The following is a 23,780-nucleotide window of genomic DNA, read 5'->3' as shown; positions in this document are numbered from 1 at the left end:
ATGCGCATTCTCTACGACGCCAGCCGGCTGATGAGCCGGGCCGAACGGTCGGCACCGACGGGCGTGGACCGGGTGTGTCTGGCCTATGCCGAATGGCTGCTGGCCTCGCCCGATATCACGACCATCCCGGTGCGTGGCCGCAAGAACCGGCTGGTCGCCGTCGAGATCGGCTGGTTCCGGCGGTTCGTGGCCGACCTGCGCGCCAAATGGAACGGCGCCGCCAGCACAGCCGCAGATCTGGCGCACGAACAGCGGCTGCTCGCCGCCCTGACGGCGGAACGACGGCCGGCCGCCTCGGTGCTTTGCCCGGCGCCCGCTCCCGAGAAGGAGAAGCCCGCCGACAAGACGCGGGTGTTCAAACAGTTCTTCCGTTCGCGCCACGTCGCCCCGCTGCCGCAGGCCGACCTGTATCTGACCGTCGGCCACACCACCCTGCACCAGCCGACGGCGCTGGAAGAATTGAAGGCCGCTGGGATCGAGCGCGTCGTCCTGCTGCATGATCTGATCCCCGTCACCCATCCTGAGTTCTGCCGACCCGGCGACGGCGACAAACACCATGCGCGGGTCTCAAACACCCTGCGCCTGGCCAGCCGGATCATCGTCAACTCCGCCTATACGGGCGACGAACTCCGCGCCTTCGCCGAGCGCGAGGGCCTGCCTCTGCCGCCGGTCCACGTCGCCCACCTCGGGCTCGAGCCGGCCTTCGTCGCCGGCGACGCGATTGAGGCGCCGCGTCCCTATTTCGTCCACGTCGGCACGATCGAGGCGCGCAAGAATCTGGCTCTGCTGCTGACCCTATGGCGGCGACTAGAAGAACGGATGGGCGATCAGACGCCGTCCCTGGTGCTGGTCGGTCGCTATGGCTGGGAGAATGAGGCGGTGCTGGATCATCTGCAGCGCTCGCCCAATCTGCAAGGGGTCGTCCACCAGGCATCCAACCTGTCCGACGCCATGTTGGCGCGGCTGATGCGCGGGGCCCGCGCCATACTCGCCCCCTCGTCCGTCGAAGGCTTCGACCTGCCCGCCGTAGAGGCGTGCGCCATGGGCCTGTCGCTGATCGCCTCCGACATCCCGCCGCACCGCGAATTGACGCCGAACGCCGAACTGATTGATCCGCTCGACGGCCTCGGCTGGCTGGCCGCCATCGAGCGTACGACCAAGGCGGCGCCGATACCGCCCCCCTCCTACCAGGCACCGTCTTGGACCGAGCATTTCCGCATCGTCGCCGACGTCATCGGCCTTCCGCCCGTTTCGTCACTGGCGAGCGCGCCCAAAGGCTTGTAATCAATCCGCGAACGAGGGCTATCCAGCTTCATGACGCGCACCATCCTGCCGCTTGCCATTGTCGCCATTCTCGGCGGCTGCTCCACACTGCCTCGCGACGGGCCCTCGGGCGCCTCGGTCAACGCCGGGGCTACGACCGCCTCGGCTCTGGGCAGCTATGCGCTGGTGCCGTTGACGTTCGAAGCGACCGAACGGATGAAGCAGGTTCCGCCGCAGTTCTTCGGCAGCCTCGCCGCAGGATCGAGCGATCAGCCCGCAGACGTGATTGGTGAGGGCGACACCCTGGCGATCTCGATCTTCGACCCGTCGGGCGCGCTGTTCGGAGGAACCCTGGGCTCCGGATCCTCGTCCAGCCGCACGAACACAACGTTGTCGGGCGGCAACCAGGCCCTTCCCGGCGCGACTGTCGATCGCAGCGGCTCCGTGACCATTCCTTTCGGCGGCCAGGTTCGTGTTCAGGGCCTGACCTCGACACAGGCGGCGGCCGCGATCCGGCGCGCCCTGGTCGGCAAGGTCGCCAATCCGCAGGTGCTGGTGTCCATCGCCGGCAACGCTTCCAACACGGTCAACGTGCTGGGCGACGTGCGCCAGCCGGGTCGCGCGCCCTTGGGCGTCAACAGCGACCGCATTCTGGACGTGATCGCCGCAGCCGGCGGCTCGGCCCGCACCACCGACGACCTGACCATCTCGATCCAGCGCGAGGGCCGCACCTACACCGCGCCCCTGTCGGCGGTGACAACCGAGTTCGGCGAGAACGTGCGTCTGCAGCGCGGCGACGTGGTCAATGTTCAGTACAAGCCCCGTCGTTTCTCGACCTTCGGCGGCCTGAACGCCGTGGCCCAGGTCGATATGCCGGCCGGTCCCGTGACCCTGACCGGCGCCCTGTCCAAGGTCGGCGGCCTGAACACCAATACGGCCAATGCGCGTCGCGTTTTGATCTTCCGCTTTGAACGTCCCGAGGTGGCCCAGGCGCTGGGGATCAATCAGCCGGCCACCCCGCGCGGCGTGCCGGTCGTCTATGAGCTGGATTTCAGCGACGCCGCCAATGTCTTCGCCGCCACCAACATGGAGGTCATGCCCGAGGACGTGATCTATGTGCCCCTGGCCGGCGCCGCGGAGATGCGCAAGTTCTTCGAGGTCGTTCAGAGCCTGACCCGCGTCGTCTATGACGTGTCGGTGACCAGCACGCTCAACAACAACTGACGTCATGGCCAGACGGCGGGCGCTGCTTTCGGGACTGTTTTCACGCAAGTCACCGGCTGCGCCCGTCGACGACACGATCGACGCGTTCGAGCGGCCGACCGAGCTTGAGCCGGAAGAACCCGACGCCTTGAGCCTGGCCTTGGCTGAAATTGAGGCCGGGGCGCTGGAGATCTATGCGCAGGCCGGCCTTCCCACCCAGCCGGGCCATTATCGCCGCGATCCCGACACGGCGGGCTGGATCTTCATAGCCCGCCAGATCGAGCCGTCCGAACGCTTCGCCCTGGCCCTGCGCTATCCGCCCGAACAGGGATGGCGCTTCGCCCGGCTGGAGGATTTGGGCGCGCGGTCGGACCGCGACGATGTTCAAGCCGCTGCGCGTCTCATGGCCGATGTCGCGACCTTGCGGGCGTCTCGGCGCGGCGTGTTGACCCACGATCATCTCTTGACCGCCATGGAACTGGGCGCCGCCTGGCGCGCCCTGCGCGATGCACAGGCTTTTCGCACATCCCGTCTCACCCTGTCCGTGCCAGAGCCCGCACGTCCCAGGGCGCTCAAGGGCGACAAGCCGCCAAGGCCGCGCTAGAGAGCCGGCCTCCCCGAACTGCAGGCTCCTCCTATGTCCGACGCCCCCGAATATCCGCCCGAAGATCAGCCCGTCGGTCGCATCATCGCCATGCCCGCCGACACCAATCCCGAGGGCGACATCTTCGGCGGCTGGCTGCTGGCCCAGATGGACCTTGCGGGCGCGACCCCGGCGTTCGAACTGGCCTGCGGGCGCTGCGCCACCGTGGCGCTGGACGGCATGGTCTTTCACCAGCCCGTCTCGGTTGGCGACGAGGTCAGCATCTACGCCCATGTCATCGGCTCGGGCCGCACCTCCATCCGCGTCCAGGTCGAAGCGTGGAAACGGGCGCGGGGCCAGCCCCAGGCCGCGTCGGTGCGCGTGACCCAGGGCGTCTTCACCTATGTGGCCATCGACGAGCACCGCAAACCCCGCGCTCTGCCCGTCAAGGCGTAAAGCTAGGCAAGGGGCGCAAATCTTGACCTAGCGCCGGGGCGGGCCTACGTCCCGGCCATGGCCATTCGACGCATCCTCACCATCGACAACGCCGCCGACCTGGCGATCCTGAAGCAGGTGTCCAAGCCCGTCGCGGCCGTGGAGGACGCCGTCCGCGCCCTGATGGACGACATGCTGGAGACCATGTACGATGCGCCAGGCATCGGCCTGGCCGCGGTTCAGATCGGCGCCCTGGACCGGGTCATCGTCATGGACCTGGGCGACAAGGACGGCGTGGTCTGTGAGACCGAGGAAGAGGCGGCCGAGAACGCCGAGGCGCGCAAGAACCCGCGTTTCTTCGCCAACCCGGAAATCCTGTGGACCTCGGACGAGCTTTACACCTACGAGGAAGGCTGCCTGTCGATCCCCGAGTATTTCGACAAGGTGGAACGCCCGGCCCGTGTCCGCATTCGCTATCTGAACCGTGACGGTCAGTCGGTGGAGGAAGAGGCCGAGGGTCTCTACGCCGTCTGCATTCAGCACGAGATGGACCACCTTAACGGCGTGCTCTTCATCGACCATCTGTCGCGTCTCAAGCGGGACCGCGCCGTGACCAAGGTCAAGAAGGCCGCCCGCGACAGGATCGCCGCCTGATGACCAAGATCGTCCGCCCCGAACGTATTGAACGCGCTGCGCGCCGGATCGCGCCGTCCATCCCGCGCGGCCGCTCGCTGATCATCGACGCCTCGGGCCGTCGTCGCCTGACGCGCAGCCAGAAGGTCGGCGTCGCCGGCGTCGCGACCTTGGCCGGCGTGGCCTTGCTGGGCGTGGTGGCGGGCCTGCTGCTGGACCGGCTGCTCGATTTCGACGACGCCCTGGACGCGGGCGGCGAATGGGACGAGGGCGGCGGCGTCTTCACCCGCTGGCAGTAAGCCGCCTAAAGTTCTAAAGGCGTGCCCATGCGCCTTGCCTTCATGGGAACTCCCGACTTCGCCGTGCCGTCCCTGGCCGAGCTGATCGCCTCGGGTCACGAGATCGTCGCTGTCTATTCGCAGCCGCCACGCCCCAAGGGCCGGGGGCAGAAGCTGACGCCGTCGCCCGTCCACGCCTTCGCCGAGACCATGGGCCTGCCCGTCTTCACGCCCGAAAGCCTGAAGGACGCCGAGGCGATCGATACCTTCAGAAGTCTGGATCTCGATGCGGCCTGCGTCGTCGCCTATGGCCAGATCCTGAAGACCGAGGTGCTGGAAGCGCCACGCCTGGGCTGTCTGAACCTGCATGGCTCCCTGCTGCCGCGCTGGCGCGGGGCTGCCCCGATCCAGCGGGCCATCATGGCCGGCGACAAACAGACTGGCGTCCAGATCATGCAGATGAGCCTGGGTCTGGACGAAGGCCCCATCCTGCTCAGCGAACTGATGGACATTCTGCCCGACGACACGGCCGCCAGCCTGTCCGAACGGATGGCCCATGTCGGCGCGGGCCTGTGGCCGCGCGCGCTGGCCGCCATCGACCGGGGCGGGGTCACGCCGTCCGAGCAGGTCGGAGAGCCGACCTACGCCAAGAAGATCACCGCGGCCGAGGCCCGGATCGACTGGCCCCGCGCCGCCGCCGAGGTGGACGCCCATATCCGAGGCCTGTCGCCCTTCCCCGGCGCCTGGTTCGAGGCCCCGTCAGAGGCTGGCCCCGTGCGGATTAAGGCGCTGCTGTCGGGTCTGGCGGACGCATCGGGCGCGCCTGGAACCGTGCTGGATGACGCCCTGACCGTGGCCTGCGGCGACGGCGCGGTGCGTTTGATCCGCGTCCAGCGCGAAGGCAAGGCGGCGCAATCGGCTGAGGAGATGCTGCGCGGCTTTCCCCTGCCGGCCGGGACCGTGCTCGGCTGATGCCGCGCTACAAACTGACGATCGAGTACGACGGCACGGCCTACAACGGCTTCCAGGCGCAGGACGGCCAGCCGACGGTGCAGGGCGCGCTTGAGGCGGCGATCCACGCCTTTTCCGGCGAGCGGATCCGCATCGCCGCCGCCGGCCGCACCGACACCGGGGTCCATGCGACGGCCCAGGTCATCCATGCCGATCTGGAGCGCGACTGGCCGGTCGATACGGTGCTGAATGCCATGAACGCGCATCTGGTGCGACAGGACGTCTGTGTCCTGGCGGCCGAATACGCGCCTAATCCTGACTGGCACGCCCGGTTCTCGGCTACCGGCAGGGGCTATCTGTACCGCATCCTGAACCGCCGCCCCCAGCCGGTGCTGGAACGGGACCGGGTCTGGCACGTCAAGAAGACGCTGGACGCCGAGGCCATGCATCACGCGGCCCAGGTGCTGGTCGGCCATTACGACTTCACCACCTTCCGCGATGTCGGTTGCCAGTCCAAATCACCGGTCAAGTCGCTGGACGTGGCGCGCGTGTCCCGCTTCGGCGAGGAGGTGCATCTGGTGTTTCAGGCGCGCAGCTTCCTGCACCGCCAGGTTCGGTCCATGGCCGGCACCCTGGTCGAGGTGGGGCTTGGCCGCTGGAGCGCCGACGACGTCAAGGCCGCGCTGGAGGCGAAGGACCGCGCCCGGTGCGGCCCCGTCGCCCCCTCGGCAGGGCTCTATCTCAGCGGCGTGCGCTACGACTAAGCTCGCCGGTCAGCCGCGCTGCTGCACCAGCACCTCGGCGATCTGGACCGCGTTCAGAGCCGCGCCCTTCCTCAGATTGTCGTTGGAGACGAACAAGGCGAGGCCGTGTTCGACCGTCGGATCGGGGCGCACGCGCCCGACGAAGACCGGGTCCTGACCCGATGCCTCCAGCGGGTTCGGCACGGCCGTCACCACCACGCCGGGCGCCTGGGCCAGCAGGTCCAGCGCCTGAGCCGCCGACAGCGGGCGCTCGAACTCGACGTTGATCGAAAGCGAATGGCCGGTGAAGACCGGCACCCGCACGCAGGTGCCCGAAACCAGAAGGCCGGGGATTTCCAGGATCTTGCGGCTCTCGTCGCGCAGCTTCAGCTCCTCGTCGGTATAGCCGTCTTCGCCCAGCGTATAGTTCAGGGCCACGACGTTGGCGGCGATCGGCACGACCCACTTCTCGGGCGCGCCGAAGTCCACAGCCCCGCCGTCGCGGGCCAAGGCCGCGCCCTGCCCCACGGCAATACGCGACTGATCCTCCAGCACGCGGATGCCCTCGATCCCGCCGCCCGAGACGGCCTGATAGGTGGAGACCGTCAGACGCTTCAGCCCCGCCGCGTCGTGCAGGGGCTTCAACACCGGCATGGCGGCCATGGTGGTGCAGTTGGGATTGGCGATGATGCCCTTGGGCAGGTCGGCCAGGGCGTGGGGGTTCACCTCGGCGACCACCAGTGGCACCTGGGGGTCAGACCGCCAGGCCGAGGAATTGTCGATCACCACGGCGCCGGCGGCCGCCACCTTGGGCGCCAGGGCCTTGGACGTCTCGCCCCCCGCCGAGAAGAAGACGATGTCCAGACCGGCATAATCCGCCGTCGCCGCATCCTCGACCACGATGTCGTTGTCACCGAAGCGGATGGTCTTGCCCGCCGACCGGGCCGAGGCGAACAGGCGCAGCGAAGCCAGCGGGAAGTTCCGCTCGGCCAACAGGCCGCGCATCATCTCGCCGACGAGACCGGTGGCGCCAGCGATACCCACGTGGGGCGGATTGGACGGGGAAAAGGACATGAAGGCGTCTCCTGACAGGATGGAGGGCGCGGGGTTCAGCCGGATCGACCGCCCCGCGCATCGGCGGGGCTTGGGATCGGGTTTGACGCTAGACCGTGCGCGCACCCGAAACCGCCCCGCCGAAGCCGGTGGTTTTCAGGGTCATCGCTTTGGTCAGGCGCTGCGTCACGGCGACGCTCTCTAAGGGTGAGAACCGGTCGTGTAAACGGCTGACCACGGAAAAATCAACGCAGCAAGCATGATCGCGGGCTTGCCTGCGCAATAAAGCCGTCGATCTCGCCTCCCGTCATCCTCAAGCTTGACCAAAGGATGACGGAGCCGAAGGTTCGCGTATCAGACCTTGGACAGGATCAGCGTGCCGTTGGTGCCGCCGAAGCCGAAGCTGTTGGACATGACGTGGGTCAGTTCGCTGTCGTGGCGCTCCCGCAGGATCGGCATGCCTTCGAACGCCGGATCGAGATTTTCGATATGGGCGCTTTCGGCGGCGAAGCCGTTCTGCATCATCAACAGGCAGTAGATGGCTTCCTGGGCGCCGGCCGCGCCGAGCGAGTGGCCGGTCAGCGACTTGGTCGAGGAGATCATCGGCATCTGGTCGCCGAAGACGGCGCGCACGGCCTCCATCTCCTTGGCGTCGCCCACCGGCGTCGAGGTGCCGTGCGGGTTCAGATAGTCGATCTTCGGATTGCCGGCCTGTTCCAGCGCGATCTTCATGCAGCGCTGGGCGCCCTCGCCCGAGGGGGCGACCATGTCGTAGCCGTCGGCGTTGGCGCCATAGCCGGTGACTTCGGCGTAGATGGTCGCGCCGCGCGCCTTGGCCCGCTCGTACTCTTCCAGCACCACAATGCCGGCGCCGCCGGCGATGACGAAGCCGTCCCGGTTGGCGTCATAGGCTCTGGAGGCGACCGACGGATTGTCGTTGAAGTCCGACGACATGGCGCCCATGGCGTCGAACATGTTGGACATGGACCAGTCGATGTCCTCGCAGCCACCGGCGAAGACCACGTCCTGCTTGCCCCACTGGATCTGTTCGACCCCGGCGCCGATGCAGTGGGCCGACGTCGCGCAGGCCGAGCTGATCGAATAGTTGATGCCGCGCATCTGGAACCAGGTCGACAGCACCGCCGACGGGCCCGACGCCATCGCCTTGGGCACCGCGAACGGGCCGATGCGCTTGGGCGCGCCCTTTTCGACCGTGGTCGCGGCAGCCTGCAGGATCACCTGGGTCGAGGGACCGCCCTCGCCGACGATCAGGCCGATCCGGTCATCCTTGATCTCGTCCGCCGTCATGCCCGACGACTTCAGCGCCTCTTCGAAGGCGATGTGGCCCCAGGCGGTGCCGTTGGCCAGGAAGCGGGCGGCGCGACGGTCGACCAGCTCTTCCCACGGACCGATCTTGGGCGGCGCCCAGACCTGGCTGCGGAAGCCGTATTTGGCGTGGTCGGGGGCATGAACGACGCCCGACCGGGCTTCGCGCAGGGACTGGGTCACCTCCTCGGCGCCGTGGCCGATGGAAGAGACGATGCCCAGGCCGGTGACGACGACACGACGCATGGTGTTTCCTTCTTGATGCTTCCTGGTCCGAGGACCGTCCGCCTTGTTCGCGGTTATATAGGGGCGTTAACCGCCCGCCGCCTCATCCTTGGCGCCGAACAGGCCGACCCGCATGTCGTTGCAGGTGTAGATGACCTGGCCGTCGGCCTCCAGCACGCCGTCGGCGATGCCCATGACCAGCTTGCGGTTGATGACGCGTTTCAGGTTGATCTTATAGACCACCTTCTTGACGTCCGGGGTGACCTGGCCGGTGAACTTGACCTCGCCGACGCCCAGGGCGCGGCCGCGGCCGGGACCGCCGATCCAGCCCAGATAGAAGCCGACCAGCTGCCACATGGCGTCCAGGCCCAGGCAGCCCGGCATGACGGGGTCGCCGATGAAGTGGCACTGGAAGAACCAGAGGTCGGGATGGATGTCGAGTTCGGCCTCGACATAGCCCTTGCCGTGCTCTCCGCCGTCCGCATTGATCGTGGTGATGCGGTCGAACATCAGCATCGGCGGGGCAGGCAGCTGGGCGTTGCCGGGACCGAACAGCTCGCCGCGGCCCGAGGCCAGTAGGGCCTCATGATCGAAGGACGAAGGATATTGGGACTGGGTCAAGGCGCTTCCGTTTCTTGATACGTTGCGCGCGGGTTACACGACCGCGCCGCTTCGCTCAACAGCGTGCGGTCAGTTGCGACCCGTGCCTGCGGGGCGATTGGCGTTGCACAGTGCGCGTTCCTGGGTGCCGAACACGGCCCGCTGGGCCACGAAACCCTCCAGCCGTCGCGCCCGGACCTTGCACCAGCCCTCTTCGCATTCGTCCAGCATCACCAGGGCGCGCGGCGACAGGCGCGCCCGCACCGACGCCGTCTCGGATCGGCCGGACCGGATCGGCACTTCCTCGGCAGTCGTGTTGAAAACATAGCGCCGGCCCGACGACACCGTGCGGTGGATCCAGGCCACGGCCCCGTCCGGGTCGCAGATCTTGCGCCACTCGGTCGTCTCGGCGATCACCTGAACCGGCAGGCCGGCGGCCCGGTATTCCCACAGGATCGGATAGTCCAGGCCCGGCCCCTGGCGCGCGCGGACGTGCGAGGACTTCAGCGAAATCCAGCGCGGCACCTCAAGCCCGGTCGGCGTCGGGCGGCCGTCGGGCATGGTCGCGCCGGCGCTGGCCATCACGCCGAGGCCGAGAATGGCTCCAACGAGGGCGATGCGGCGTCGCAGGCTTTGGAAGATGGCGGCGGCTTTGCTAGACACTGATTGGAACGACCCGTCGCGCGGGCTTTGATCCGTCTGAATCGCCGCCCGCTAACCAAGGCCGAGAATGTCCCCCCGCAAGCTTAAGGTCGTATTAACCAGACGCCTGCCCGACGCGGTCGAAACGCGTATGCGCGAGTTGTTCGACGCCGAGCTGAACCTGAAGGATCAGCCGATGGATCGCGCCGCCTTGCAGGCCGCCGTCCAGCGGGCCGAGGTTCTGGTGCCCACCATCACCGACGTCATCGACGCCGACCTGATCAATGGCGCAGGCGAGCAGTTGAAGATGATCGCCAACTTCGGCGCGGGGGTGGACCATATCGACGTCGATGCGGCCGTGGCGCGCGGCATCATCGTGACCAACACGCCCGGCGTCCTGACCGAGGACACCGCCGACCTGGCCATGAGCCTGATCTTGGCCGTCAGCCGCCGCATCGTCGAGGGCGCCCAGGTGGTGGCCGAAGGCCGGTTCGAGGGCTGGACCCCGACCTGGATGTGCGGGCGCAAACTGTGGGGCAAGCGACTGGGCATCGTCGGCATGGGCCGGATCGGCCAGGCCCTGGCCCGCCGCGCCAAGGCCTTCGGGCTTCAGGTCCACTATCACAATCGCAAGCCCGTCCCGGCCCTGATCGAGGAAGAGCTGGGCGCGACCTACTGGGACGACCTGGACCAGATGCTGGCGCGGATGGACATCGTCTCGCTGAACTGCCCGGCGACGAAGGACACCCATCATCTGCTGTCGGCCGAACGCCTGGCCCGGCTTCAGCCCCACGCCATCCTGATCAACACCGCGCGCGGCGAGCTGATCGACGAGGCGGCCCTGGCCCAGGCGGTGGCCATGCGCGCCCTCTCCGGCGTCGGCCTGGACGTGTTCGAGAACGAGCCCGCGATCCATCACGGCCTGCTGGGCCAGTCCAATGTCGTGCTGCTGCCCCACCTGGGGTCCGCCACCCTGGAAGCGCGTCAGGACATGGGCGACCGCGTCATCGCCAACGTCATGACCTATCAGAACGGCCACCGCCCGCCGGATCGGGTCATCCCCGCAATGCTTTAGGGCGCAGCCAGCAAACGCTCGGCCGCATCGGGATATTTTTGCGCCAGCCGCGCCGCCCAGTCGGCCTTGAGCGGCAGCGGCGCGCGCACCTCGCGAATGCGGCGCTCGACCAGGGCGGCGGCCTCGCGGTGCGCGGGCCAGTCCATCAGAAACCCCAGCGCCGTCTCGACATCGGCGTAGGTCGCGGCGTGAGCCAGGGCGCGGTCCAGCGCCTCCACATCGTCGAAGTCGGGCAGGCGCGCCAGATAGGCCCGCAGCACCGGCGCGGACAGGTCGCGCGCGAACATCGCCCAGCGCAGGTCCTGCGCCTCGTCCTTGCGGCCCTCGGCTTCCAAGAGGTCGATCGAGGTCGCCTCCCATGCCGGCGTCAGGACCGGCGGTCCGGCTTGCGGCGATCGCCCGAAGGTCCAGCGCCGGTTGCCCGCTGACGGTTTCAGCGCCGCCTCCAGCGCCTGACGCGCTTCTGGAATGCGATCGGCCACCAGCAGCCGCTTGGCCATCACCGCCGCGAAATCCGGCGAGCCCCGTTCGTCCGGCGTCGTCATCGACAGCCACAGGTCCAGATCGCCCGCCCGGTCGGCCAGCCGTCGGACGACCGTCCGCATGCCGCGCGCGGTGGATGCGGTATCGAGACGATCCAGCAGCCTCTTGGCCATGTCCGCCGTCAGATCGTCGCCGCCCGCCCCTATCCAGCGGGCGTATTCGAGCGGTTGCCGCGCCACCGCCTCCGCCAGCAGACCCACTGTGCTTTCGTCCGTCCGAACCGCGTCCTCCGCGATCCGCCACAAATCTGCAGCCGCCGTTTCGAACGCATCGGCCAGTTCGCCCTTCTGATCCTTGACCCGCGACGCCAGACCGCGAAACAGATCGAACCAGCCGATCAATCGCTCCAACCCCATCGCCGGGGCGGCCTCGGCCAGATCCTCGACGATCGCAGACCGCAGAATTTCCAGATCGCGCAGCAGGTCCGGCCGCTTTCGCCACGACACGCGCGCGCGGCTGGCCGCGATGGTCGTCAAGCGCTTGTCGATTTCCAGGGCCAGCAGGTCCGGCCCCGTCTCGGCCGCCATCACCAGCCTGAGCCGCCGCTTCAGGATCGCATCCGCATCCGCCGCCTGCATCAGCAATTCGCCCAGACGCTCAGCGCCTAAGCCGCTGAGATTTGCGGCGTTCAAGCGTTTGGGCGAGGCGGGACGTCGGGCCATCAGGCCTCCTTTTCACAAGTCTGTCGGACCGAACTCACACGGCTGTCGAAAACCGCTGGCAGGGGAGGAACCGTCGTAAACGCGCTTCGTTTCCGGCGTCCTGATCGAGGAAGTGTGCGTTGGACTCCTACTACTGCATCGTCAACCTGCCCGGCGTTCCGGTGCGGGACATCTGCGTCCTCGACGCGGCGAACGACACGGCAGCCAATCAGGCGCTGGAGGCGATCGCCCGCAACTGGGTCGGGTTCGAGACCCTTTATCTCTATTGCGGCGAACGTCTGGTCACGGTGCTCAGCAACCCGGCGCTGGGCTTCGCTCCGCCCCTGCCTGACTTGGATCTGGCCGACATCCGTTTCGCGACGGCCGCCTGATCGTCAGCCGCCGCAGACCGGGCATTCCGGATCAGCGGCGACCCGCACGGTCCGCGCCGAGCCCGCCAGACCGTCATACAGCATCAGCCGTCCCGTCAGGGCCTCGCCCGCGCCGGTGATCAGCTTGATGACCTCCAGCGCCGCCATCGATCCGATCACGCCGGTCAGGGCGCCCACGACGCCGACGCGCGCACAGGTTTCGGCGTCCGGCGGAACCTCGGGCACCAGGCATTGATAGCAGGGCTGGCCCGAAAACACCCCGACCTGCCCGTTCCAGCGGCCCAGCGCCCCAGACACCAGCGGCTTGCTCGCCGCAACACAGGCCGCGTTGACCCACAGCCGGGTCTGGAAATCGTCGGTCCCGTCCAGCACGATGTCGAAGGCTCCGATCCGCGTCGCCGCATTTTCGGCGGTGATCCGTTCGGCGAAGGTTTCGACCGCGACATGCGGATTGAGGCCGACCAGCCGTTCCGCCGCCGCCTCGACTTTCGACCGGCCGACCTGCACCGTCGAAAAGGCGATCTGCCGTTGCAGATTGGACAAGCCAACGACATCGTCGTCGATCAACCCAAGCGTCCCGACGCCCGCCGCCGCCAGATAGAGGGCCGCCGGCGACCCCACGCCGCCCGCGCCGACGATCAGCACCCGCGCGCGCTTCAGCGCCTGCTGCCCAGGCCCGCCCACTTCGGACAGGACCAGATGGCGCGCATAGCGTTCGACTTCGTCTTCGGGAAAGATCACCGCCCTATCTAGCGCCGCAGAGGTTCCGGCGCGAGGGGCCTGTCGCCTGTCGCCTTAAGCGGCCATCCGGACGTGTTCGCACGACAGCAGCTTTTCCAGACCAGCGCTGGACAGATCGCTCAGGCGCCGTCCGCGCAGAATGTCAGCGGCCTGCTGAGCGCTGAGGGCGCACAGCCGCGCGGGTTCGCGCATCCGCCGCTGCATGACGGGCCGATCATCCAGGACGCGGATGTTATGATGACGCGGGTCTTTCCAGAGGCGCGACATCAAGCGGTCCAGGTCCGCACGAGCGCCTTCGATCACCTGGGCCGCCTCGCCCTCGTGGAACAGCATGGCGCTGCCGATCTCGTCGCGGCGGTTGTTTCGCTCCGACGCGCCGAGGATTTCGGCAAGCGATTGGGTCGTGTGGTTCGCGCCACCGATCATTTCACTCACGAAAACGACGCGATAAAGCAAAACCTGTCCCTCGATTTCAAAGAACCGCGAAAGCGGATTGCGCCTTCTAGCCAATATTGGGGTCAAAATAAGACAGCGTTATACCGAGGCGCGACAGACTTGATGCCGACGCCCGGCCGCGCCATCTGATCGTCATGACCCAGACCGCATCCAACTTCCCCGATTGGCACGGCACCACCATTCTGGCGGTGCGCAAGAACGGACGCACCGTGATCGCCGGCGACGGCCAGGTCTCGATGGGCCCGACCATCGTCAAGGGCGCGGCCCGCAAGGTGCGCACTCTGGCCGGCGGCAAGGTGCTGGCCGGCTTTGCCGGCGCCACGGCCGACGCCTTCACCCTGATCGAACGGCTTGAGGCCAAGCTGGAGCAGTATCCTGATCAGCTGGCGCGCGCCTGCGTCGACCTCGCCAAGGATTGGCGTACCGACCGCTATTTGCGCCGGCTGGAGGCCATGCTGCTGGTGGCGGACAAGTCGTCCATCTTCACCGTAACGGGCGTCGGCGATGTGCTGGAGCCGGAGTATGGCGTCGCCGCCGTGGGTTCGGGCGGCAACTACGCTCTGTCGGCCGCCCGCGCCCTGATCGAGGAAACCGATCTCGACGCCGAACAGGTCGCCCGCAAGGCCATGAAGATCGCCGCCGAAATTTGCGTCTACACCAACGGCAATCTGACTGTGGAAACGCTCCAGGCCTGATCCGGCGAGCGGGTCAGATCACTTCGGCGATCAGCCCCAGCGCCTTGGCCTCCTGGGCCTCGATGTACCAGTTGGCAGGGGCGCGTTTCAGCACCTCCTCCATCGTCACCGACGATCCGCGCACCAGGTTCTCGAAACCCTCGTTCTGGATGGCGATGGAGTGTTCCAGCTCGTTCAGCATGGCGCGAACCGAGGCGATGCAGGTCGTCAGCGGTCCCGTGACATGCAGTTGCGTGTCCATCTTGCGCTCGTGGATCATCACCCGGGCGCCACGCGTGAGATAGCGGTTTTCTACGGCAAAGAAGCTCATGAAAGTGGCGCCGGCGGAATAGATCGCCGCCTTGCCCAGAAAGACCAACCGGCGGGAAGGATTGATGTCGCTTTGAAAGCGCACGTCCTCGCCCATCATGCGCGCCACCTCCGGATCACCGCCCAGGGTCGACAGTTCGATGACGGTCAGCCCGGTGTCTGGCGCTTCCGCCATTTGCTGGCGGAAGCGGTCGTACATGGCGTAATCGACCGCGCCGGCGAGCAGGATACGGGGCGTATCGAAAGCTTCGGCGGTCAGAATGCCGCTCGGCGCCGCCTCGGACATCAAAGCTCGGCCGCAGCGGCGGCGTCGTCGCTGACGGGATAGCCTTGGGCCGACGCCCATGACCGGGCTTCACGGATCGAGAAGAAGGCCTGGTTCTGCAAGCGACGCGATCCGGCGTCATCGATCAGTTCGCACTCCCACCACCGGATCGTGCGGCGATCCGAGGTGTTGCAGGTGCGCGGAACGAGAAGGGCGTGGGGCGTCATGCGCCATCAACGAAACATTGCCCCTTTCGGTTCCTTCGAACTCGACATTTTGCCTTTAGGAACAAAACATTGTGCGACGCAGGAGGCCACGACGCCTGCACCGCCTTGATGGGAGAATTTGCGATCGATCCCCCCTTGGCTTAAGCGCGCGCCATGACCGACGCCGCGCCTCCCCGCCCCCTCGCCCGCAACCCGCGCGGCTTCGCCGACAAGCGCGGCCGCGACCTGACCGCCGAGCGGCGCATCGTCGCGCGCGTGTCCGAGGTTTACGAGCGCTGGGGCTTCGAGCCGCTGGAGACGCCAGCCTTCGAATATGCCGATGCGCTGGGCAAGTTCCTGCCCGACGCCGATCGGCCGAACGAGGGCGTCTTCGCACTACAGGACGACGCCGGATCAGACGAGCCGGGCGAATGGATGGCCCTGCGCTACGACCACACCGCGCCCCTGGCCCGGTTCGCGGCCCAGACTTGGGAGACCCTGCCCAAGCCGTTCCGCCGCTATGCCTATGGTCCGGTCTGGCGGAACGAGAAGCCCGGCCCAGGTCGCTTCCGCGAGTTCTGGCAATGCGACGCCGACACCGTCGGCTCGGACCGGCCCGAGGCCGACGCCGAAATCATCGCCATGGGCTGCGAAGGCCTGCGCGCCGCCGGGCTGGACGCCGGCCAGGCCCAGATCCGCGTTTCGAACCGCAAGCTGTTCGACGGGCTGTTCGACGCCGGCGGCGTGACCGAGGCCGGTCAGCGACTGACGGCGCTTCGCGCCATCGACAAGTTCGACCGCCTGGGCTGGGAGGGCGTGGTCCAGCTGCTGGGCGAAGGGCGTCTGGACGACTCGGGCGACTACACCAAGGGCGCCCAGCTACCCGCCCAGGTCACGGCCGCCATCGAGGCGTTTTTGGCCTCGGCCAATACCCCCGGCCTGTCGCGGGCCGAGACGCTGGACGCCGTCGCGCGCTCCGGCGACCTCGGCGCGGCGGGCGAGGCGGCGCTGAATGAACTGGCCGCCATAGACCGGGCGCTGACGGCCATGTCGGTCGGTCAGGACGCCGTAAAGTTCGATCCGACCATCGTGCGCGGCCTGGAATATTACACCGGCGCCGTGTTCGAGGCCGAACTGCTGCTCGACACGGTTGACGACAAGGGTCGTCCCGTCCGCTTCGGCTCGATCGGCGGCGGCGGCCGCTATGACGATCTGGTCGCCCGCTTCACCGGTCAGAGCACGCCGGCGACCGGCTTCTCCTTCGGCGTCTCGCGTCTGGCCTCGGCCCTGCGCGCGGCGGGACGTGGCGCCGAGGACGCCGTGCGCGGCCCCGTGGTCATCATCGTCTTCTCCGAGGACGACATGGCTCATTATCTGACCGCCGTCGCCGAACTGCGCGCCGCCGGGATCGCCGCCGAGCTCTATCTGGGTCGCGCCGGCATGAAGGCGCAGATGAAATACGCCGACCGGCGCGGCGCCCCGGCTGTCGTCATCCTGGGCGGAGACGAGATCGCCGCCGGCGAGGTCACGATCAAGGATCTGGACGCCGGCCGCGCCGCCGCCGCCGCCATCACGGACAACGACGCCTGGAAGGCCGAACGCCCCGGCCAGATGAAGATCGCCCGCGAAGGCTTGGTCGCCGCCATAAAGTCCATTATCGAATAGGCTTCGATAATGACCCGTCCCTGAAATGGGTTATCAGTGATAAGTCGAAGAAAGTTCGACTCTTGTGAAACCGGTCGTTGACGACCGACCGGCCCTTGCGTCAAATGACCTCACTCGAGGGCAAGCGTTGCTCAAGCGCGCAGCACTCGAAGGCGTTTCGGGGAGGAAACGTCCGCTCTTTAAAGAGCGCGAAAGCCCGCTGCGATGTATCCCCCGCAGCGGGCTTTTTCGCGTCTGGAGCCCAGACAAATCATGATAAAATCTCGACAAATTCTCTATGCGACGTCGAGATCGAGCATCTGGTTCTCGATATGAAAAAGGCCGGGGCGAACCCCGGCCTTTCCATTCTCGAACAAGCGTCGCCTTACCAGAGGCGGACGCGTTCCTCGGGCGTCAGATAGTATTTCGTGCCCGGCTGAACGTCGAAGGCGTCGTACCAGGCGTCGACGTTGCGCAGCGGGCCGATGACGCGGAATTGGGCGGCCGAGTGCGGGTCGGTGGCGACCTGCTGCTTCAGCGCCTCGTCGCGGTACTTCGACTGCCAGACCTGAGCCCAGCCGTAGAAGAAGCGCTGGTCACCGGTCGCGCCGTCCAGAACCGGCGCCGGCTGGCCGTTCAGCGACAGGTGATAGGCCTCAAGACCGACGGCCACGCCAGACGCGTCACCGATGTTCTCGCCCATCGTCAGGCCAGGGTTGATGTGATAGCCGGCGATCGGCTCGTAGGTCGCATATTGCGCGCCCAGACGCGCCGTCAGGGCCTCGAAGTTGGCCTTGTCTTCCGGCGTCCACCAGTTGCGCAGCACGCCGTCGCCGTCGGACTTGGAGCCCTGGTCGTCGAAGCCGTGGCCGATCTCGTGCCCGATCACGCCGCCGATGCCGCCATAGTTGACAGCCGCATCGCCATTCGGATCGAAGAAGGGCGGTTGCAGGATCGCGGCTGGGAAGACGATCTCGTTGTTGGCCGAGTTGTAGTAGGCGTTGACGGTCTGCGGGGTCATGCCCCACTCCGACTTGTCGACCGGCTCGTTCAGACGGGCCAGATCATAGTTCCATTCGAACAGGCCGCGGCGCTCGGCGTTGCCGACCAAGTCGTTCGCACGGATGTCCAGGCCGGAGTAGTCGCGCCATTTGTCAGGATAGCCGATCTTGACGGTGAACTTGCGCAGCTTTTCCTGCGCCGCCGCCTTGGTCTCGGTCCCCATCCAGGTCAGGTTGTCGATCCGGTGCGACAGGGCGGTGCGCAGATTGGCGACCAGCTCTTCCATCTTGGCCTTGGATTCGGCCGGGAAATACTGGGCGACGTAGAGCCGGCCCGTAGCCTCGCCCAGCGATCCTTCGGCGAAGGAGATCGCGCGCTTTTCGCGGGTGCGCTGCTCAGGCTGACCCGACAGATCGCGCGAACGGAACTCCCATTGGGCGTCGGCGAAGCGTTTGGACATCAGCGGCGCCATGTCGTCCGCGGTGTGGAAGGCCTGCCAGGCCTGCAGAAGTTCGACCGGCGTCTCGGCGTAGATGGCCGCGATCTTGGGCATGGCCGTATCCTGACGCACGATCAGGCGCGGCACGCCGCCCAGCTTGGCCGCATCGTAATAGGCCTGCCAGGCGAAGCCCGGCGCGTCCTCGGCCAGTTTGGCGATGGTGAACTCGTTATAGGTCCGGTCGCGGTTGCGGTTCTCCACCGGGGTCCAGTGGGCCTCGGCGATCTTGGTTTCCAGTGCGACGATCTGGGCGGCGGTCTCGGTCGGGTTGGTCCAGCCGATCATCTCCAGCATCCGGCCGACATAGGCCTGATACTTCTCTTTCTTGTCGGCAAAACGGGCGTCCAGATAATAGTCGCGGTTCGGCAGGCCGATGCCCGACTGGCCCGTCGAGACGACGTAGCGGGTCGGTTGCTTGGAATCGATCGTGATGCCGGTGCCGAAGAAGGACGAGCCGAAGCGGCCGGCCGTCTGGCCCATATAGACGGCCATCTTGTCGTGGCTGTCGGCGGCGCGGATCGCGGCCAGATAGGGTTGCAGCGGCTGGGCGTCCAGCTGCTCGATGCGCGCCTCGTCGATGTAGGAGCGATAGGCGTCGGCGACCTTGGCCTCGTCCGATCCGGGCGCCAGGTCGGTGCGGTTGGCCAAGCCCAGCACCAGTTCCTTCATGCGGTTGTCCGACAGTTCGCGCAGCAGGGCGAACGAGCCATAGCTGGTGCGGTCCGACGGAATGACCAGCTTTTCCAGCGCCTTGCCGTTGGCGTATTGGAAGAAGTCGTCGCCTGGCTTCACCGAGGTGTCGCGGCCGGCCATGTCGAAGCCCCAAGTTCCATAGCGGGGCGCCTCGGTGCCCTGCCAACCGGCTGCCGTCTCTTCGCCCGAGAACAGCGAAACGATGGTGCAGGCGTCGTCGATGCAGGCGTGGTCGTGACCGATATCCTGAGCCAGAACCGTGCTGGCGGGCAGAAGAAGGGCGCCGACGGCGGCCCCGATAAGCAGACGTTTCATCACTATGTCCCTGTTCCCACCCGGCATTTGGATGGTTCGGCGCAGACCCTAGTCCGGCGAGGGGGGGTGTCGCCTTAAAAAAAGTTCATGATTCCGATGCGGCCTCTCGCCACAGCGCCGGGATCAGGGTCAGATACGCCGACGCGAGGAGGGCGGATGCACGGTCAGGGCGGCGACTATAAGGATCTGGTGGTCTTTCTGGCGGCCGCCGGCGTCATCGTGCCCCTGGTCAATCGGCTCAAGGTCAGCCCCGTCCTGGGCTTCCTCGCTGCGGGCGTTTTGCTGGGGCCGGACGGCCTGGGCCGGTTCGCGCAAAGCCTGCCCTGGCTGTCGTGGCTGACCATCGGCGATCCGGGCCAGTTGGCGCAGCTGTCGGAACTGGGCGTCGCCTTCCTGTTGTTCATGATCGGTCTGGAGCTATCGTGGGAGCGGTTGCGCGCCATGCGCCGTCTCGTGTTCGGCCTGGGCCTGATGCAGGTCGTCGTCTGCACCGCCGTGCTGGCGGGCGGCTTCATGCTGATGGGCCAGACCCTGGCCAGCGCCGTGGTGCTGGGCATGGGCCTCGCCCTGTCCTCAACGGCCGTGGTCATGCCTGTGCTGGCCGAGCGGGGACGGCTGAAGGGGACCGTCGGCCGGTCCACCTTCGCCATTCTGCTGGCCCAAGATTTGTCGGTGGCCCCGATCCTGATCACCGTCACCGTCCTGGCGGCGCTGGCCCAGCAGGGCGGCGCGCTGGATCCCGCCGTGCTGGGACGCGCCCTGTTCACCCTGGTTCCGGCCGCCATCGGCCTGGGTCTGATGGTGCTGCTGGGACGCGTGGTGCTGCGGCCGATGTTCCGATCGGTGGCCAAGGCGCGCAAGGCCGACCAAGGCGGCGAACTGTTCGTCGCTGCCTCCCTGCTGGTGGTGGTCGGCGCAGGTCTCGCCGCCCAGGCCAGCGGCCTGTCGATGAGTATCGGCGCGCTTCTGGCCGGCGTGCTGCTGGCCGAGACCGAGTTCCGGCGCGAGGTCGAGGTTTCCATCGAGCCGTTCAAGGGGCTTTTGCTGGGCGTCTTCTTCGTCGGCGTTGGCCTGGGCCTGGACCTGGACGCCATCGCCGCCGATCCGGTCGGCGTCTTCGGCCTGGCCCTGGCCCTGACGATCGTGAAGACCGGCGTCATCTTCAGCCTGGCCCGCTTCTGGGGCCTGGGCGCCCGACCGGCGTTGGAGACGGCGCTCGTTCTGGCGCCGGCGGGCGAGTTCGCCTTCGTGGTCTTCGCCACCGGCCTGGTCGAGGGCCTCGCGCCGCCGCAGTTGACCAACACCGTGGCCCTGTCTGCCACCGTCAGCATCTTTTCGATCCCCCTGCTCGCCCTGCTGGGCCAGAAGTTGGCGCGCAAGTCGTCTGCCGCAGGCCAGCCTGTCGAGCTTCCAAAGCTGGAGGCGGCCAACGGCGCGGTCATTATCGTCGGTTTCGGGCGCGTCGGCCGGCTGATCGGGGAAATGCTGAAGGCGCACGATCAGCCCTTCATCGCCCTGGACACCGATTCCAGCGCCGTCGCTGCGGGCCGACGTGACGGATTCGATGTCTTCTATGGCGATGCGGGGCGGCGCGAGATGCTCCAGCACTGCGGCGTTCAATCCACCCGCGCCCTGATCGTCACCATGGACGCGCCGACGAAGGTGGACGAGGTGGTCACTACGGCGCGGTCGATGCGCGACGACCTGATTTTGATCGCACGCGCTCGCGACGATCAGCACGCCATTCGGCTTTATGGACTGGGCGTCACCGACGCCGTGCCGGAGACGACCGAGGCCAGTCTGCAGCTGGCCGAAAACACCCTGGTCGATCTGGGCGTGCCCATGGGGCTGGTGCTCGCCTCGGTCCACGAACGTCGCGATCAGTTTCGCAAGGCCTTCCAGTCGGCCATCCCGATCGAGCGTCGCAATCGCCCCAGCCGCGCACTGCGCCGCACGCTGCGCCCGGCGCGGGTCGACCCCGCGCCGGAGTAAGGGAAGCCCCTTACAGACTGTCGCCGGACCCATTTTCGTCATGGTTCCGTGATGCAAGCGCGCCTCTCCATGACTGCATCTGCGGAGCAGAAGCGCCCTTTCGGTTCGATCCAAGGGCTCAGATATTCATTCGAGGTCGCTGCCGGGCCCGCCCCGACCAAAGGCCGAAAGTAGAGTAAAAGCCTGATTATATGACAGATACCGTCGCCTCCCTCGCTGTCGAGCCCCGCTTGAACCGCCGCCAGGCCGCCAAGATCCGCACGCGACAAAAGGTTCTGGACGCCGCCCGCTCGCTCTTCGCCGAGCGCGGCTATGAGCCCGCAACGATCCGCGACATCGCCAAGGGCGCGGGCATGTCCACCGGCGCCGTCTTCGCCAACTTCCAGGACAAGGCCGAACTGTTCGAAGCGGTCCTGACCGAGGACATGACGCGTCTGGCCGAGGTGGTCGAGGCCGCGGCGCCTGAAGGCGAGCCCGTCCGCCAGCGCCTCGTCAGCGCGCTGAGCGCCGGCTATCACTCGTCGCTGGACCAACTGCCCCTGTTCCAGGCCATCGTGGCGCGCTCGTGGTTCCAGCCCCTGGCCGCCGAAATGCGCGCCCGCGCCGCGACCAAGAACCTGCTGCTCGCCATCAGCAACATCCTTCAGGATGCGGTGGCCAAGGGTGAGCTGTCCAAGGACGCCGACAGCCGTCTGCTGGTCGAGCTGATCTGGGACGCCTATCTGTCGAACTATCGCCGCGCCGCCTATGACGAATGGGACGCGCAGGCCCTGTCGGATCATATGGGCAAGCAGATCGACGTGATCCTGGCCGGCGCCATCGCCGCCAAATAGGCCAGAGCAAAGCCGCTTTTCGAAAGGCCGGGTCCGCCAGCGCGGGTCCGGCCTTTTTCGTGAGCGTCAGGTCCGGCGTTTCAGGGTGACGTAGAAGGCGCCGTTCCCGCCATGCTTCTGGTGGGCGATGGTGAAGCCTGACACCACGCCGCGCAGTGCGGGCGAATGCATCCATTCCGCAAAGGCCGAACGGATCACCCCGCCGCCCATCCGGCCCTGGCCGGTGATGACCAGCACCGCGCGCATTCCGCGCGCCTGGCACGACGTCAGGAAGCCTCGAAGCTGATCCTCGGCCTCGAACCGGCCGAAGCCATGCAGGTCGATGCGCGCCTCGATGGGATCGCGTTCGCGCGACAGGCGCTGCTTGCGACGCGGCTCCAGATCCTCGGGCGCGGGCTTGGGTTTGTTGGGCGAAGGTCGCTTTTCCGCCGGCGGCGCGACAGCGGTGCGTTTGGGAGACGCCTTGACCAAGGGGCGCGGCCGCTCGACCGGCGTCACTACGATCTCGGGAGGCGTTTCGGCGCCGGGCGTGACGCGGGCGGCCTTGCGCGTCCTCGGCGTCACGACCGATCCGGCCACGCGGGTCCAGATGCGACGGTCTTCGGGCGTCAGTCCGTTCTCGTCACGGCTCGGGCCCTTTCGCCTCATGCCTCGCCGTCGTCCTCGATGGTGTCGCCCGGGCCGGGCTCATGCGCCAGCAGATCGCCGGGCTGGCAGTCCAGCTCTCGGCACAGGGCGTCCAGGGTCGAGAACCGCACCGCGCGCGCCTTGCCCGTCTTCAGGATCGACAGGTTCGCCACCGTCACCCCGACCCGGTCGGCGAGTTCGGTCAACGACATGCGGCGTTCCACGAGGACGCGGTCGAGCTGGACGCGAATGGCCATGCGGAAATCCTACTTCGAAACGGCTCAGATCGTCAGTTCGGATTCGCGACGCAGGCGCGCGCCCTCGCGGAACACCTCCGCCAGCACGAAGACGATGAGCACGGAAAAGATGGGGGTCAGCAGTTCGCCAAAGCCCTGCGGATCCATGACGCCGGGCGCCAGCCGCTTGGCGACGAAGCCCTGGGCCACCCAGACGCCGCCGGTCACGACCGCCAGGATCAGGCCGATCTGGCGCAGACGGCGCACGTTATCGGGCTGGAACGGGTCGCCCATGGTCAGGGTGCGGATGATGCGGCGCAGGCTGCGCAAGATCAGCATGAACCCGCCGAAGTAAGCGGTCGCGGCGCCCAAGCCGAACAGCAGCAGGGTGCGCGTCAGCGGCAGTTGCTTGCCGCCGGAATCCCCGCTGACGGTGATATTCACATTGTCCAGGGGAATGAAGATCGCGGCGATGACCAGCAGCAGCAGAATGCCGGTGATCAACCAGAGAAGGATATGGGCGACGTCCAGAACTACTTTCAACACGCTGGACACCGAACCTGGGCCTAGCGCCTTGATCGGCGCGCCCAGCCAGTTCGGAACGCTTGCCTCGCCTCGCTTCAGCGGATTTGGCGGCAGGGGCAGGCGCATGGTCTTTTTGATCTCAAGCCGGGGAAGGCG

General features: G+C 67.1%; 27 protein-coding genes. 14 read left to right on the top strand and 13 right to left on the bottom strand.

The genetic code is table 11. The features are described 5' to 3' along the window. The 8 genes from QRN13_RS00925 to truA are packed head-to-tail and all read left to right on the top strand — an operon-like array spanning position 1 to position 6,110. Entirely contained in the window at positions 1 to 1,284 is a 1,284-nt protein-coding gene (locus QRN13_RS00925; RefSeq protein WP_284876473.1) for a glycosyltransferase family 4 protein, read from the top strand. A gap of 30 nt (positions 1,285 to 1,314) precedes the next feature. Beyond that, complete coding sequence (locus QRN13_RS00920; protein ID WP_055754356.1) at positions 1,315 to 2,487, top strand: polysaccharide biosynthesis/export family protein; 1,173 nt, start codon at positions 1,315 to 1,317, stop codon at positions 2,485 to 2,487. 4 nt (positions 2,488 to 2,491) lie between these two features. Continuing rightward, positions 2,492 to 3,070, top strand: a complete 579-nt coding sequence (locus tag QRN13_RS00915) for a hypothetical protein (RefSeq protein WP_284876472.1) — start codon at positions 2,492 to 2,494, stop codon at positions 3,068 to 3,070. Positions 3,071 to 3,103: 33 nt separating this feature from the next. Next, positions 3,104 to 3,505 (top strand): acyl-CoA thioesterase, encoded by a 402-nt coding sequence (locus tag QRN13_RS00910; protein ID WP_284876471.1) that lies wholly within the window; start codon positions 3,104 to 3,106, stop codon positions 3,503 to 3,505. A 57-nt stretch (positions 3,506 to 3,562) separates the two neighbouring features. Next, on the top strand, positions 3,563 to 4,138 hold the full coding sequence (gene def / locus QRN13_RS00905) for a peptide deformylase (protein WP_284876470.1): 576 nt from the start codon (positions 3,563 to 3,565) through the stop codon (positions 4,136 to 4,138). Further along, positions 4,138 to 4,416, top strand: coding sequence for a hypothetical protein (locus QRN13_RS00900; RefSeq protein WP_017504962.1), 279 nt, complete (start codon positions 4,138 to 4,140; stop codon positions 4,414 to 4,416). Before def ends, QRN13_RS00900 begins: the two co-directional genes overlap by 1 nt. A 27-nt stretch (positions 4,417 to 4,443) precedes the next feature. Continuing rightward, positions 4,444 to 5,367, top strand: a complete 924-nt coding sequence (fmt, locus tag QRN13_RS00895) for a methionyl-tRNA formyltransferase (RefSeq protein ID WP_284876469.1) — start codon at positions 4,444 to 4,446, stop codon at positions 5,365 to 5,367. Next, on the top strand, positions 5,367 to 6,110 hold the full coding sequence (truA, locus tag QRN13_RS00890) for a tRNA pseudouridine(38-40) synthase TruA (protein ID WP_284876468.1): 744 nt from the start codon (positions 5,367 to 5,369) through the stop codon (positions 6,108 to 6,110). The genes fmt and truA overlap by 1 nt, the downstream gene beginning before the upstream one ends. Before the next feature lie 9 nt (positions 6,111 to 6,119). On the opposite strand, the gene QRN13_RS00885 is transcribed toward truA, so the two are convergent. The 4 genes from QRN13_RS00885 to QRN13_RS00870 form a co-directional block, all read right to left on the bottom strand. After that, entirely contained in the window at positions 6,120 to 7,163 is a 1,044-nt protein-coding gene (locus QRN13_RS00885; protein ID WP_284876467.1) for an aspartate-semialdehyde dehydrogenase, read from the bottom strand. Positions 7,164 to 7,496: 333 nt separating this feature from the next. Beyond that, the gene (gene fabB, locus QRN13_RS00880) at positions 7,497 to 8,714 is read right to left on the bottom strand and encodes a beta-ketoacyl-ACP synthase I (RefSeq protein ID WP_284876466.1); all 1,218 of its coding nucleotides are present in this window, start codon (positions 8,712 to 8,714) and stop codon (positions 7,497 to 7,499) included. 66 nt (positions 8,715 to 8,780) lie between these two features. Further along, positions 8,781 to 9,314: a 3-hydroxyacyl-[acyl-carrier-protein] dehydratase FabA gene (fabA, locus tag QRN13_RS00875; RefSeq protein ID WP_199060587.1), complete on the bottom strand. Its 534-nt coding sequence runs from the start codon at positions 9,312 to 9,314 to the stop codon at positions 8,781 to 8,783. A gap of 69 nt (positions 9,315 to 9,383) precedes the next feature. Next, positions 9,384 to 9,956: an SH3 domain-containing protein gene (locus QRN13_RS00870; RefSeq protein WP_231868706.1), complete on the bottom strand. Its 573-nt coding sequence runs from the start codon at positions 9,954 to 9,956 to the stop codon at positions 9,384 to 9,386. Between the two features lie 67 nt (positions 9,957 to 10,023). Here QRN13_RS00870 and QRN13_RS00865 point away from each other — a divergent pair, with 67 nt between their 5' ends. Beyond that, a complete protein-coding gene (locus QRN13_RS00865; RefSeq protein ID WP_026108384.1) occupies positions 10,024 to 11,010 on the top strand; it encodes a 2-hydroxyacid dehydrogenase in 987 nt (328 codons plus the stop codon). Here QRN13_RS00865 and QRN13_RS00860 read toward each other — a convergent pair. Continuing rightward, entirely contained in the window at positions 11,007 to 12,215 is a 1,209-nt protein-coding gene (locus QRN13_RS00860; protein WP_284876465.1) for a DUF6880 family protein, read from the bottom strand. The genes QRN13_RS00865 and QRN13_RS00860 overlap by 4 nt on opposite strands. Positions 12,216 to 12,334: 119 nt before the next feature. Between QRN13_RS00860 and QRN13_RS00855 the strand changes: the two genes are divergently transcribed. Further along, on the top strand, positions 12,335 to 12,586 hold the full coding sequence (locus tag QRN13_RS00855; protein WP_055807490.1) for a hypothetical protein: 252 nt from the start codon (positions 12,335 to 12,337) through the stop codon (positions 12,584 to 12,586). A gap of 3 nt (positions 12,587 to 12,589) precedes the next feature. On the opposite strand, the gene QRN13_RS00850 is transcribed toward QRN13_RS00855, so the two are convergent. Both QRN13_RS00850 and QRN13_RS00845 read right to left on the bottom strand, forming a co-directional pair. Next, positions 12,590 to 13,327 carry a HesA/MoeB/ThiF family protein gene (locus QRN13_RS00850; protein WP_284876464.1) on the bottom strand — a complete coding sequence of 246 codons (738 nt, stop codon included), beginning with the start codon at positions 13,325 to 13,327 and terminating at the stop codon, positions 12,590 to 12,592. Positions 13,328 to 13,381: 54 nt separating this feature from the next. Beyond that, positions 13,382 to 13,783 carry a BLUF domain-containing protein gene (locus tag QRN13_RS00845; RefSeq protein ID WP_284876463.1) on the bottom strand — a complete coding sequence of 134 codons (402 nt, stop codon included), beginning with the start codon at positions 13,781 to 13,783 and terminating at the stop codon, positions 13,382 to 13,384. A gap of 134 nt (positions 13,784 to 13,917) precedes the next feature. Between QRN13_RS00845 and hslV the strand changes: the two genes are divergently transcribed. Continuing rightward, the gene (gene hslV, locus QRN13_RS00840; RefSeq protein WP_017504950.1) at positions 13,918 to 14,478 is read left to right on the top strand and encodes an ATP-dependent protease subunit HslV; all 561 of its coding nucleotides are present in this window, start codon (positions 13,918 to 13,920) and stop codon (positions 14,476 to 14,478) included. A 13-nt stretch (positions 14,479 to 14,491) separates the two neighbouring features. On the opposite strand, the gene QRN13_RS00835 is transcribed toward hslV, so the two are convergent. Both QRN13_RS00835 and QRN13_RS00830 read right to left on the bottom strand, forming a co-directional pair. After that, positions 14,492 to 15,073, bottom strand: a complete 582-nt coding sequence (locus QRN13_RS00835) for a ClpP family protease (RefSeq protein WP_055754346.1) — start codon at positions 15,071 to 15,073, stop codon at positions 14,492 to 14,494. Continuing rightward, positions 15,073 to 15,279 (bottom strand): hypothetical protein, encoded by a 207-nt coding sequence (locus QRN13_RS00830; RefSeq protein WP_055754345.1) that lies wholly within the window; start codon positions 15,277 to 15,279, stop codon positions 15,073 to 15,075. Before QRN13_RS00830 ends, QRN13_RS00835 begins: the two co-directional genes overlap by 1 nt. Positions 15,280 to 15,432: 153 nt before the next feature. Between QRN13_RS00830 and hisS the strand changes: the two genes are divergently transcribed. Beyond that, positions 15,433 to 16,923, top strand: coding sequence for a histidine--tRNA ligase (gene hisS / locus QRN13_RS00825; RefSeq protein ID WP_284876462.1), 1,491 nt, complete (start codon positions 15,433 to 15,435; stop codon positions 16,921 to 16,923). Positions 16,924 to 17,287: 364 nt separating this feature from the next. Here hisS and QRN13_RS00820 read toward each other — a convergent pair whose 3' ends face one another. Further along, positions 17,288 to 19,411, bottom strand: coding sequence for a M13 family metallopeptidase (locus QRN13_RS00820; protein WP_153922824.1), 2,124 nt, complete (start codon positions 19,409 to 19,411; stop codon positions 17,288 to 17,290). A gap of 156 nt (positions 19,412 to 19,567) precedes the next feature. On the opposite strand from QRN13_RS00820, the gene QRN13_RS00815 reads away from it, so the two are divergent. After that, positions 19,568 to 21,403, top strand: coding sequence for a cation:proton antiporter domain-containing protein (locus QRN13_RS00815; RefSeq protein WP_284876461.1), 1,836 nt, complete (start codon positions 19,568 to 19,570; stop codon positions 21,401 to 21,403). 191 nt (positions 21,404 to 21,594) lie between these two features. Beyond that, entirely contained in the window at positions 21,595 to 22,236 is a 642-nt protein-coding gene (locus QRN13_RS00810; RefSeq protein ID WP_039243898.1) for a TetR/AcrR family transcriptional regulator, read from the top strand. A 66-nt stretch (positions 22,237 to 22,302) separates the two neighbouring features. Here the strand turns inward: QRN13_RS00810 and QRN13_RS00805 are convergent, their stop codons facing one another. The 3 genes from QRN13_RS00805 to QRN13_RS00795 are packed head-to-tail and all read right to left on the bottom strand — an operon-like array spanning position 22,303 to position 23,750. Then, positions 22,303 to 22,884, bottom strand: a complete 582-nt coding sequence (locus QRN13_RS00805) for a Smr/MutS family protein (RefSeq protein ID WP_284876460.1) — start codon at positions 22,882 to 22,884, stop codon at positions 22,303 to 22,305. After that, positions 22,881 to 23,120 (bottom strand): helix-turn-helix domain-containing protein, encoded by a 240-nt coding sequence (locus tag QRN13_RS00800; protein ID WP_017504942.1) that lies wholly within the window; start codon positions 23,118 to 23,120, stop codon positions 22,881 to 22,883. The genes QRN13_RS00805 and QRN13_RS00800 overlap by 4 nt, the downstream gene beginning before the upstream one ends. Positions 23,121 to 23,144: 24 nt before the next feature. Next, entirely contained in the window at positions 23,145 to 23,750 is a 606-nt protein-coding gene (locus tag QRN13_RS00795) for a DUF2975 domain-containing protein (RefSeq protein WP_284876459.1), read from the bottom strand. Positions 23,751 to 23,780: the final 30 nt, after the last annotated feature.

The sequence above is a fragment of the Brevundimonas sp. MEB006b genome (genome assembly GCF_030209705.1).
Lineage (GTDB): Bacteria > Pseudomonadota > Alphaproteobacteria > Caulobacterales > Caulobacteraceae > Brevundimonas.
Note: the sequence above shows the minus strand (reverse complement) of the source record. Positions and strands in the feature narration are given on the sequence as shown.

Coding starts and splice junctions, on each gene's coding strand:
- QRN13_RS00915 (WP_284876472.1), top strand. CDS start 2,492: ATGGCCAGACGGCGGGCGCTGCTTTCGGGACTGTTTTCACGCAAGTCA.
- QRN13_RS00925 (WP_284876473.1), top strand. CDS start 1: ATGCGCATTCTCTACGACGCCAGCCGGCTGATGAGCCGGGCCGAACGG.
- QRN13_RS00820 (WP_153922824.1), bottom strand. CDS start 19,411: ATGAAACGTCTGCTTATCGGGGCCGCCGTCGGCGCCCTTCTTCTGCCC.
- QRN13_RS00810 (WP_039243898.1), top strand. CDS start 21,595: ATGACAGATACCGTCGCCTCCCTCGCTGTCGAGCCCCGCTTGAACCGC.
- QRN13_RS00900 (WP_017504962.1), top strand. CDS start 4,138: ATGACCAAGATCGTCCGCCCCGAACGTATTGAACGCGCTGCGCGCCGG.
- QRN13_RS00865 (WP_026108384.1), top strand. CDS start 10,024: ATGTCCCCCCGCAAGCTTAAGGTCGTATTAACCAGACGCCTGCCCGAC.
- QRN13_RS00835 (WP_055754346.1), bottom strand. CDS start 15,073: ATGTCCGAGGCGGCGCCGAGCGGCATTCTGACCGCCGAAGCTTTCGAT.
- fmt (WP_284876469.1), top strand. CDS start 4,444: ATGCGCCTTGCCTTCATGGGAACTCCCGACTTCGCCGTGCCGTCCCTG.
- QRN13_RS00860 (WP_284876465.1), bottom strand. CDS start 12,215: ATGGCCCGACGTCCCGCCTCGCCCAAACGCTTGAACGCCGCAAATCTC.
- QRN13_RS00795 (WP_284876459.1), bottom strand. CDS start 23,750: ATGCGCCTGCCCCTGCCGCCAAATCCGCTGAAGCGAGGCGAGGCAAGC.
- QRN13_RS00815 (WP_284876461.1), top strand. CDS start 19,568: ATGCACGGTCAGGGCGGCGACTATAAGGATCTGGTGGTCTTTCTGGCG.
- QRN13_RS00830 (WP_055754345.1), bottom strand. CDS start 15,279: ATGACGCCCCACGCCCTTCTCGTTCCGCGCACCTGCAACACCTCGGAT.
- hslV (WP_017504950.1), top strand. CDS start 13,918: ATGACCCAGACCGCATCCAACTTCCCCGATTGGCACGGCACCACCATT.
- QRN13_RS00885 (WP_284876467.1), bottom strand. CDS start 7,163: ATGTCCTTTTCCCCGTCCAATCCGCCCCACGTGGGTATCGCTGGCGCC.
- truA (WP_284876468.1), top strand. CDS start 5,367: ATGCCGCGCTACAAACTGACGATCGAGTACGACGGCACGGCCTACAAC.
- hisS (WP_284876462.1), top strand. CDS start 15,433: ATGACCGACGCCGCGCCTCCCCGCCCCCTCGCCCGCAACCCGCGCGGC.
- QRN13_RS00805 (WP_284876460.1), bottom strand. CDS start 22,884: ATGAGGCGAAAGGGCCCGAGCCGTGACGAGAACGGACTGACGCCCGAA.
- QRN13_RS00920 (WP_055754356.1), top strand. CDS start 1,315: ATGACGCGCACCATCCTGCCGCTTGCCATTGTCGCCATTCTCGGCGGC.
- QRN13_RS00910 (WP_284876471.1), top strand. CDS start 3,104: ATGTCCGACGCCCCCGAATATCCGCCCGAAGATCAGCCCGTCGGTCGC.
- def (WP_284876470.1), top strand. CDS start 3,563: ATGGCCATTCGACGCATCCTCACCATCGACAACGCCGCCGACCTGGCG.
- QRN13_RS00800 (WP_017504942.1), bottom strand. CDS start 23,120: ATGGCCATTCGCGTCCAGCTCGACCGCGTCCTCGTGGAACGCCGCATG.
- fabB (WP_284876466.1), bottom strand. CDS start 8,714: ATGCGTCGTGTCGTCGTCACCGGCCTGGGCATCGTCTCTTCCATCGGC.